Raw genomic sequence first — 8,539 nt, forward strand, 5'->3', positions numbered from 1 at the left:
AGCCGGCAGGAACTCTGAAGCCGTTGCGCCGCAAACCGAAACAGCTGACGGAGTCACCGTCGCTGTTTCGTCCCGGCGGCGGAAGCGGTGCGGTACTGATCGCTCAGGGCCGCAGCAAGCCGGGTAAGGCTTCCGGCGAGAACAATCCGTCGGCACCCGGATTCACCGAGGAATCGGCCGAAGTGATTCCGCTGACCGACGCGACCGAAAGCGAGTCGACTGCCGACGCCGCGACTCGGGCCCGCGCCCGAAAGATCGCGGCTCGTCTGGCAGTTCGGCGTCCACGCATCGACACACGCGCACGGCGTGGCGTCGGGGAGTTGACGTCTCTGCGCTATCGAGGCGGCAGTGACGAGATCGACCTGGACCGCATGCTCGATGTGTTGGCGGCCAATCCGATACCGGAAGACGATGACATCGTCGTCCGAGAACGCTTGCACACCAAGCGATCCATCGTCCTGGTGGTCGACATCTCCGGGTCGATGAAGGGCGAACGGGTGCGCACTGCGGCCGCGACCGTCGGCGCTCTGGCCGGTGAGATGAACCGAGACAACCTCGCCGTCGTCGCCTTCTGGTCCGACGCGGCCGTACTCAGTCGATTCGGCGACTCGCGGACCCCATTGAATATTCTCGACACCGTTCTCCGCATTCCGGCGCGGGGATTGACCAACGTGCAGTTCGCGCTCGAGACCGCGGCCGGGCTACTGCGTACGGCGTCCGCTCCCGACCCACGGGTTCTTCTGCTCTCGGACTGCGTCCACAACGCCGGTCCCGATCCACGCCCGACCGCAGCCAGGATCGCGCGCCTCGACGTACTACTGGACACGTCGGGTGAACATGACGTCGACCTCGGACGGGATCTCGCGCGAACAGGGCACGGTCGTATACGGACCATCAAGACCTACCGCGACGTCGCACCGGCACTGAGTTCACTGTTCGGAGACTGACGTGTGAAGGTCGTGATTCGCGTGTTCTCCCACTACATCGGCATCAGGCACCTCTCGGGTCAGGAGTCGGACGTCACGTACGCAGGTCTTTTCGCATGATTACTCGCGGGATTCCGCCCGATACCGATGTCGTCTCGGCTGCGAATTCGAAGCCTGCCGACTCGAACAGTCCGCGGGTGCCGACGTAGGCCATCGTCAGATCGACCTTCGCACCCTTGTTGTCCACCGGATAGCCCTCGATCGCCGGAGCACCGTGATCGGCCGCGAAGCGAACGGCACCGTCCAAAAGCACGTGCGCGATCCCGCGCTTGCGGTGTCCGGCCTTGACGCGGAAGCACCAGGCCGTCCACACCGGTAGATCGTCGATGTGCGGGATCTTGTTCGAGCGCGCGAACGGCAGCTCCGCGCGCGGTGCCACTGCAGCCCAGCCGACCACCTCGTCCCCGTCGTAGGCCAATACGCCCGGTGCGACTTTTCGACGGGTCAGCTTCTCGACGTATGCGGCGCGTTCCGAGCCGACGAGCGCTCTGTTGGTCGCGGAATCGATTCGATGACTCAGACACCAACAGACCGAGGACGTCGGGTTCTTCGGGCCGAGAATCGTCCGCAGATCTGCGAACGACGTGGCAGGCCGTACCGAGAAGCTCACCCGCCGACCATACCGAGGATCGGTGTCGAATTACCGGTCCGGCAGGCGGGATTTTCGAGGCGGTACGGTCGAGACGTGAACACTTCGATCGTCGGTGCCGGTGCACTGTGAGCATCTCTTCGAGCGACCGTGCTTTTCTGGCCCGGGCTGTGGATTTGGCGGCAGAGGCGGCGCGAACGGGCAACGATCCGTTCGGCTCGATTCTGGTGTCGGACAGTGGCCAGTTGCTGGCCGAGGACAGGAACAGGGTCGGCGACCTGAACGATCCCACCCAGCATCCCGAGATCGCACTGTCTCGGTGGGCTGCGACCAACCTGGACGCCGATCAGCGTCGATCCTCTACGGTCTACACCTCCGGTGAGCACTGTGTGATGTGCTCTGCGAGCCACGGCATAGTCGGACTCGGCCGCATCGTCTACGCCACGTCGACGGCTCAATTGCTGACGTGGCTCGAAGAATTCGGTGCTGCACCACTCGCGATCACGCCGTCGCCCATCCAGCAGATCGTGCCCGGCATCGCGGTGGACGGACCGGTCGCCGAGTTCGGCGAGGCCGTTCGCGAACTGCACAGGCAACGCCACACTTCTGCGCAGTGATGGTGCAGGCAGACATCGAAGTCGGAGCAGGGCACCGTACGAGAGCGATGACGACTGCGCTCGCGGTGACCGGCGTCGCCGGCGTCGTACTCGCGTGGCTCGAGTTCGTCCTCATCCGTCAGCAGCTCGCGGTGGGGTTGTGGGTCATCGCCGTGGCAGTGGTCGCGACATGTCTCGTCTTGTCCGATGCCAGAAAGCGTGTAGGCGTGGGGACTTCGCTCGGGTCCGTCGCCGTCGTGACTCAGGTGGCATGGCTGGTGACGGATCTGCACGCCCTGTGGGTCACGGCCTTGGCTGCGTCGATAGTGCTCGGCTTCTATCTGCTCGCGTCGGCATGGGCAGGCCGTTCGAAGACCTCCGCTCGTGGGGTGGCCACCGCCGCCCCAGCGGGCTTCGCCGCAGCGATTGCATTGGTGATTTCCGTCGTGGTCGTCGGCACGGCGGCCAGTCCGGCACCACTGATTCGATCGCTGCATGCGTTGGGGCAGAGCAATTCCTTCGAGCCCGACGCGCAGACGGCCACGGCGGTGGTCGACGGAGCACGCCTCACCAACGACATCGACTACGGCTCGACGCTTCCGAATTCGTTTCTCGACATCTACATCGCCGACGACGATCCATCGATCAGCCGGCCCACGTACGTCGCGATTCACGGTGGTGGTTGGATTGTCGGGGACAAAACCGATGGTGCTCCCAGCGCAGATTCCGGTGGTGCGTCGTGGGCCGGCCCCATGCTCGACGCGGGCTACAACGTGGTGTCGGTGAACTACGCGTTCGCGCCGAGCTACCGATTTCCCACGCAGACAATCCAACTGGGCCAGGCCGTGCAGTTCCTGGAAACGAATGCGGACGGGTACGGACTCGACATGACTCGCGTCGTCCTCGCCGGAACCAGTGCGGGTGGCCACATCGTGGGCAACTACGCTGCCGTGCAGACCAATTCCGATTACGCGCGGGCGCTGGGTATCGAGCCCACCATCGATCGAAGTGCTGTGAAGGCCTTGGTATTCGAGAGTGCTGCCCTTGATGTCGGTAGAGCGGGCGCACCGCAATCACCGAGCCCGTCGAACGGTTTCTTCTTCGACATCGCCGCCCGAAGCTACCTCGACACCACCGACCGAGCGTTGCTGGCGCAGGCGAACGTCATCGACAACGTCACGGCCGACTTTCCGCCGAGTTTCATCTCCGACGGCAACACCGGTACCTTCCCCGACCAGGCAGCCGAACTGAGCGCTGCGCTGGATCGAGTGGGCGTCGACAACCGCCTGAACCTGTACAGCAAGAACGAGGCGAGACTGGACCATTCGTTCATGTCGGTGGATTCGGAATGGACCGACGACTACACCCGACTCAAGATCGAGTTCCTCGGCGACATCGTCTGATCCGCTGCTCCTCAGCTCGGTCCGAAACGCTCCGTTCGGATGTTCGCTGCCGAGTGGCCCCGCTGCACCAGCATGTCGGCCACTGTGTCCACGAAACTCGTGGGGCCACAGATGTAGCAACGCGGCTCGAACTCCGCCGGCCATCCGTGCGCGTCGAGGTCCTCGACCGTGATGCGGCCGAGGGGCCGTGCGTTACCGGCAGGAGCACGCCGCGTATGAATCATGGTGACGTCCACGCCGGCCGGTGGACGAGCCCATTCGTCCGCGAAGTAGACCTCCGCGGGTTCGCGCACGGAGTACAGCACCCGGAACGGCACCCGACCGCCGTCCGCGGACGCCTGCGCACGAACCATCGCGCGGAGCGGGACGATGCCGGAACCGCCGCCCACCAACAGGATCGGTGGAGACGGGGTCTCGGAGGGCCGTGACGGCCGCCAGACGAACCATCGACCCACCGGCCCGCGGATTTCGATGCGGTCGCCGACCTCGACGGCCTCGACCAGGTACGGCGATACCTCGCCGTCCGCGACGTTCTGCACCGTGATCTCGATGCGCGACGTTCCGTCGGGTGCCGACGCCAGGGAGTAGCTTCGCTGTGCGCTGTAGCCGTCCTCGGCGGTGAGCTTGACGTCCACGTGCTGCCCGGCAAGATGGCCGGGCCACCCGTCGACGTCGAGAACGAGGGTGGACGCGGTGGGTGTCTCACGCCGCACGGTCGCCACCGTGGCAACGAGCCAAGGTTTCGCCCCGGCCGCCGATGTCACGTCAGTCGCCCTGGTATCGCTGTTCGCGCCACGGATCTCCGTAGTCGTGGTACCCGCCGCGCTCCCAGAAGCCCTGTTCGTTCTCCACGGTGAGCTCGATGCGTGAGATCCACTTCGCCGATTTCCAGAAATACAGATGCGGGACCAGAAGCCTTGCCGGACCGCCGTGTTCGCGAGTCAGGGGAGCGCCGTCGAACTCGGTGACCAGCCAGGCCTTCCCATCCCTGAGGTCCTCGAGGGGAAGATTGGTGGTGTAGCCGTCGAAGCCGTGCACCACGACGTAGCCGGCATCGCTATCGAGACCGTCCAGCAGAACGTCCAGGCTCACGCCCTTCCAGGTGGTGTCGAGCTTCGACCACTTGGTGACGCAGTGGATGTCGACGGTCGGAGTCTCGTGCGGAAGAGTCGCGAATTCGCTCCAGGTCCAGCTGCGAGTCTCGCCGCGTTCGGTGGTGATCGAGAACGACCACGTGTCGGTCGCGACCACGGGCGCAGGCCCGATCGCGAGGACGGGAAAATCCTTGGTCAGATACTGACCGGGGGGAGTACGCCCGTCGTCGCCGCGTCGACGGCCCACGAAGCCCTTCGAGATCAATGCCATGGTGGCAAATTGTCCTCCCGCGGTCGGGAGTCTGACAAGTCGGACGGTGCGACGATGTCGGAACGGACTGCCCTCGATCGCGGCATGATTCGACTACGGAGAGACAGCACGAATTCGACCGCCTTCCAGTACAGAATCGACAGGGCGAACGCCAACCATGGGTGGTCGTCGCGTAGCGGCAGGTAGACCTGGAAATGGATCAGGTAGATGTACAGCGAGGCGCTCGCCAGCACTCCTGCCACCCGGCTCAGCATCGCGGGGAATGGAATCGACGACAGCCATACCAGCATGCACAGGCCGATAGCGACGATGACTCACGGACTGCGATGCCAGGTTGCGAACACGATCAGTAGACCGCCGACCAACGCGGTGGAAACACTCTGTGCGATGAGCTCATCAGGTTCCGGCCTGGTGATGGACACTTCGAGGAATCGCACGACGAGTACCAGCAGCAGCGTTCCTGCGGTCTGCCTCTTCAACTGACCGAACGAGGTGGTTGTCAGTGAAGGCGGCAGGTCGAGGTCGTGGACGAACAATTCCCACAGACCGAATCCGACGATGAGAAGCACGGTCGCGATCAGGATGGAGTCGATACTTTCGAACAGTTTGACCAGCGCTTTGTCGGAGGAGAGGCCCTCGACGATGAGCAGACGGACGAAGTCCACACCCTTTGCGAAGGCCCACATATAGGTGACGGCCGACAGCAGCAGCGCAGTCGATGCGCCGACGATGCTCATGAAACGGACTTTTTCGACGGCAAGTCGGCGACCCGTTGGCTGCCCGTCCACAGTTGGTTGTGAATGGTGCTCAGAGTGGTCCGTTGGTGATGACATGTGTGGGTCCCTCCTGCGCTGTCTACAAGACCTTCAGCGAGTCTCCAACGCGTCGGCGAGCATATGCATTGCCGCGGTGGTCGACAGTGCACGGACACTTGCCCGGTCCCCGGGGAGATGAAGGGTGTGGGTGACGGTAGGTCGGCCCGTGACGGCGATAGCGAAGCAGACGGTCCCGACCGGTTTGGCCTCGGTGCCACCACCCGGGCCCGCGACGCCACTGGTCGATACCGCGATGTCGACGTTCAGTCGATTCAGTGCGCCTTCGGCCATCAGCGCGGCCACTGGCTCGCTGACCGCTCCGTGTTGGTCGATGACCTCGGCGGGGACGTCGAGCAGGCCCGTTTTCGCCTCGTTGGCGTAGGACACCACCGCGCCGATGACGTACGCCGACGATCCTGCGCGGTCGGTCAGGCGTGCGGCGATCATCCCTCCGGTGCACGATTCTGCCGTGGCGATCCGATGCCCGGACAGACGGTGCGCGACGATGTCGTCGATGGTGGACCCGTCGGTCGAAAAGACTCGTGCACCATGGATTTTCCCGACGAGACGTTCGAGATCCATGTACGCAGGTCTCGCCGATTCGGCGTAACGGGTCACCATTTCGAGCTCGCCGAGACTCAGACAGGTGGTGATCTCGAGATCGTCGAATCCCGTGATCTCGCGCTCTGCCGTTCGCAGCGTTTCGGCGAGGTCGGCCTCGGACAGTCGGTAGCCGCGAATGGTGTCCTGGCGCATCTGCGTGCGGCGGGCGAGGACCTCGGCGACGGGTGCGCTGTCGAGGGCCTCCGGCCACATCGCCTGCAGTTCGCGAGGTGGGCCGGGCAGAATGAGGACGGCGGGCAGTGACCTGGACTCGTCGGACGGTATCGCGACCCCGGGTGCGGTTCCGGTCGGTGAAATGGACTGCGCGCCTTGGGGAACCATCGCCTGCTTCCGAATACCGGCCCGTAGCGGCTCGGAGTCGGCTGCAGAACTCATGCGGCTTCGCCACCGTTGCACGATCGCGTGGATGCGATCTTCGAGCTCGGCATCCAGCGCCAATTCGCGGCCGTACAACGCGGCGACGGTCGGTACGGTGAGGTCGTCCGCGGTCGGACCCAAACCACCGGTGGTGACGATCAAGTCGACACGTTGATCGGCCAGAAACCGCACCTGCGCAGTCAGATCGTCCGGGCGATCACCGCACACGGTGATATGGGCAACGTCTACGCCCATCTCCAGAAGTCGTTGAGCCACCCACGGGCCGTTCCGGTCGGTGACCCGACCGGCCAGAACCTCGGTTCCCGTGACCACCACACCTGCTCGCACAGTCATCCTTAGACCTTACTGACCGAGGTGTGCCGGTGACTTCTGGGGTGGCAAACCTCTGCTGTTCACTGTGGCTGCGGGGCGAACACGTCCGGAACGTCATCCCGCTGCGCCGAACATCGAGTGCGGCGTCCATCAGTGCCGCCGCAAACGCGCGCGCGTTCGCCGGATGCTCGCGGAATAGTGGACGAACTCGCGCGCGTCTGACGGATGCGCGTGCGTTTGCGCGATCTCGTTGTTCACCAATCGAACTCGGGCAAAGATGCTCGCGGGTTCCAGTTACCGAGGAATCAGCACTGACTCGTGGTCAGGCCACCGTAAGGCCGACGTATTCAACGGACGGATTCGTGATCATGTATCGATCATGCCGTCGAACCGCGGTTCAGTTCGGCGCGTTTCCGCTCTCGGGAGGGTGTGGCACGTTTTCCTCGTCCACGTGCGCGCCTTCGACGGCGTCCGTCTCGGGGGTGTGCTCTCGGGGGCCGTCGTTGCTGCCCTGCGAGGGGACTGCATCGCTTGCGTCGGTCGGCATCGTCATGAAATCTCCACGGAGTCGGGGCGACAGGTCGCCGATGGATGTACATCATGGGTGTGCCCCGCTGGGTCCAGAACTACACCCCCGAGATGCCAGAATGACGACACGACCCATCCCGAGACGGCGAGGACTGCATGAATTCGACAGGCGCACAGGGCTCGGTGTGGTCGACGGTTGCGGTGATCGTCGGGATCGTTGCTGCCGGCACAGTTGTCGCCGGCCTGCTGCACGAACCGCAGCCTGACCCAGTCGTCATTCCTGGCTGCGAGGAGGTCGTTCAGCCAGAGGACTTGGTGCGAGTGAACTACGCATTCGTCAGCGAGGGTGACGCCGACATTTCCGAGGTGCCGTGGAGATTCGAGGCCAAAGCACAAGCGATGACCGATGCCCTGATCGCGGCACTACCCACCGGAGCGACCGTCGAACCCGAACCGTTCGCACCGGCCTTCGGCTTCGACGCACTCGCAGTACGGCAGTCACTGGACGGATACGCCGACGCGTTCGGAACCATCACCGTCGGCGATCGGACCGGCACGCTGACAGTCACTGTCTGGCTTTCCTCCGAGCCGGTCGGTCCGTGCTTCGCGGGCGTCGTCGACGAGCGCTCGACGCAGGCCGACGGAACAGTGCTCGACATTCAGGACAGCAAAGACGCGAGTCGCGTCATTGCGCGCGCGACCGACGGCACCCGAATCGATGTGAATGCCAGGGGCGTACTGACGCTCCAGCAGGTCATCGATATCGCACTGGCACCCGGCCTTCGCGCGAGCACCCCAGCCTGACGGGTTCCGTGCTCACACGGGCCGCACCTGAACGTTCACTACCGTCGCCCAACGGCGGTATCCGGGCTGTTGCGAATTGGGCCTGGTTGATGTTGCTGCGTGTTGGTCTGTAGTGGGGTGTGGTCGGCTGGGAGAATGT

The 8,539-nt window shown here is 64.2% G+C and carries 11 protein-coding genes; 4 read left to right on the forward strand and 7 right to left on the reverse strand.

All coding sequences use genetic code 11. From position 1 onward, the window contains the following. Positions 1 to 23 precede the first annotated feature (23 nt). Complete coding sequence (locus R3P93_RS06805) at positions 24 to 947, forward strand: vWA domain-containing protein (protein ID WP_317532675.1); 924 nt, start codon at positions 24 to 26, stop codon at positions 945 to 947. 73 nt (positions 948 to 1,020) lie between these two features. Here the strand turns inward: R3P93_RS06805 and R3P93_RS06810 are convergent, their stop codons facing one another. Next, a complete protein-coding gene (locus tag R3P93_RS06810) occupies positions 1,021 to 1,596 on the reverse strand; it encodes a GNAT family N-acetyltransferase (protein WP_317532676.1) in 576 nt (191 codons plus the stop codon). Positions 1,597 to 1,703: 107 nt separating this feature from the next. Here R3P93_RS06810 and R3P93_RS06815 point away from each other — a divergent pair, with 107 nt between their 5' ends. Together R3P93_RS06815 and R3P93_RS06820 are read left to right on the forward strand one after the other, a co-directional pair. After that, positions 1,704 to 2,192 carry a nucleoside deaminase gene (locus tag R3P93_RS06815; protein WP_149405214.1) on the forward strand — a complete coding sequence of 163 codons (489 nt, stop codon included), beginning with the start codon at positions 1,704 to 1,706 and terminating at the stop codon, positions 2,190 to 2,192. 47 nt (positions 2,193 to 2,239) lie between these two features. After that, positions 2,240 to 3,574: an alpha/beta hydrolase gene (locus R3P93_RS06820; protein ID WP_188078548.1), complete on the forward strand. Its 1,335-nt coding sequence runs from the start codon at positions 2,240 to 2,242 to the stop codon at positions 3,572 to 3,574. A gap of 11 nt (positions 3,575 to 3,585) precedes the next feature. On the opposite strand, the gene R3P93_RS06825 is transcribed toward R3P93_RS06820, so the two are convergent. The 6 genes from R3P93_RS06825 to R3P93_RS06850 form a co-directional block, all read right to left on the reverse strand. Then, positions 3,586 to 4,338 carry a ferredoxin reductase gene (locus R3P93_RS06825; protein WP_149405216.1) on the reverse strand — a complete coding sequence of 251 codons (753 nt, stop codon included), beginning with the start codon at positions 4,336 to 4,338 and terminating at the stop codon, positions 3,586 to 3,588. Between the two features lies 1 nt (position 4,339). Next, positions 4,340 to 4,939: a sulfite oxidase-like oxidoreductase gene (locus R3P93_RS06830; protein ID WP_149405217.1), complete on the reverse strand. Its 600-nt coding sequence runs from the start codon at positions 4,937 to 4,939 to the stop codon at positions 4,340 to 4,342. After that, the gene (locus tag R3P93_RS06835; RefSeq protein ID WP_262498268.1) at positions 4,930 to 5,229 is read right to left on the reverse strand and encodes a hypothetical protein; all 300 of its coding nucleotides are present in this window, start codon (positions 5,227 to 5,229) and stop codon (positions 4,930 to 4,932) included. The genes R3P93_RS06830 and R3P93_RS06835 overlap by 10 nt, the downstream gene beginning before the upstream one ends. 24 nt (positions 5,230 to 5,253) lie before the next feature. Continuing rightward, a complete protein-coding gene (locus R3P93_RS06840) occupies positions 5,254 to 5,676 on the reverse strand; it encodes a YqhA family protein (protein ID WP_188078549.1) in 423 nt (140 codons plus the stop codon). A 129-nt stretch (positions 5,677 to 5,805) separates the two neighbouring features. Continuing rightward, a complete protein-coding gene (locus R3P93_RS06845; protein WP_149405219.1) occupies positions 5,806 to 7,089 on the reverse strand; it encodes a competence/damage-inducible protein A in 1,284 nt (427 codons plus the stop codon). 376 nt (positions 7,090 to 7,465) lie between these two features. Continuing rightward, positions 7,466 to 7,621: a hypothetical protein gene (locus R3P93_RS06850; protein ID WP_188078550.1), complete on the reverse strand. Its 156-nt coding sequence runs from the start codon at positions 7,619 to 7,621 to the stop codon at positions 7,466 to 7,468. Between the two features lie 131 nt (positions 7,622 to 7,752). On the opposite strand from R3P93_RS06850, the gene R3P93_RS06855 reads away from it, so the two are divergent. Beyond that, on the forward strand, positions 7,753 to 8,400 hold the full coding sequence (locus tag R3P93_RS06855) for a hypothetical protein (RefSeq protein WP_149405220.1): 648 nt from the start codon (positions 7,753 to 7,755) through the stop codon (positions 8,398 to 8,400). The last annotated feature ends 139 nt before the right edge of the window (positions 8,401 to 8,539 follow it).

The sequence above is a fragment of the Rhodococcus cerastii genome (assembly GCF_033042195.1).
Lineage (GTDB): Bacteria > Actinomycetota > Actinomycetes > Mycobacteriales > Mycobacteriaceae > Rhodococcoides.

Coding starts and splice junctions, on each gene's coding strand:
- R3P93_RS06820 (WP_188078548.1), top strand. CDS start 2,240: ATGACGACTGCGCTCGCGGTGACCGGCGTCGCCGGCGTCGTACTCGCG.
- R3P93_RS06830 (WP_149405217.1), bottom strand. CDS start 4,939: ATGGCATTGATCTCGAAGGGCTTCGTGGGCCGTCGACGCGGCGACGAC.
- R3P93_RS06835 (WP_262498268.1), bottom strand. CDS start 5,229: ATGCTGGTATGGCTGTCGTCGATTCCATTCCCCGCGATGCTGAGCCGG.
- R3P93_RS06840 (WP_188078549.1), bottom strand. CDS start 5,676: ATGAGCATCGTCGGCGCATCGACTGCGCTGCTGCTGTCGGCCGTCACC.
- R3P93_RS06845 (WP_149405219.1), bottom strand. CDS start 7,089: ATGACTGTGCGAGCAGGTGTGGTGGTCACGGGAACCGAGGTTCTGGCC.
- R3P93_RS06850 (WP_188078550.1), bottom strand. CDS start 7,621: ATGACGATGCCGACCGACGCAAGCGATGCAGTCCCCTCGCAGGGCAGC.
- R3P93_RS06855 (WP_149405220.1), top strand. CDS start 7,753: ATGAATTCGACAGGCGCACAGGGCTCGGTGTGGTCGACGGTTGCGGTG.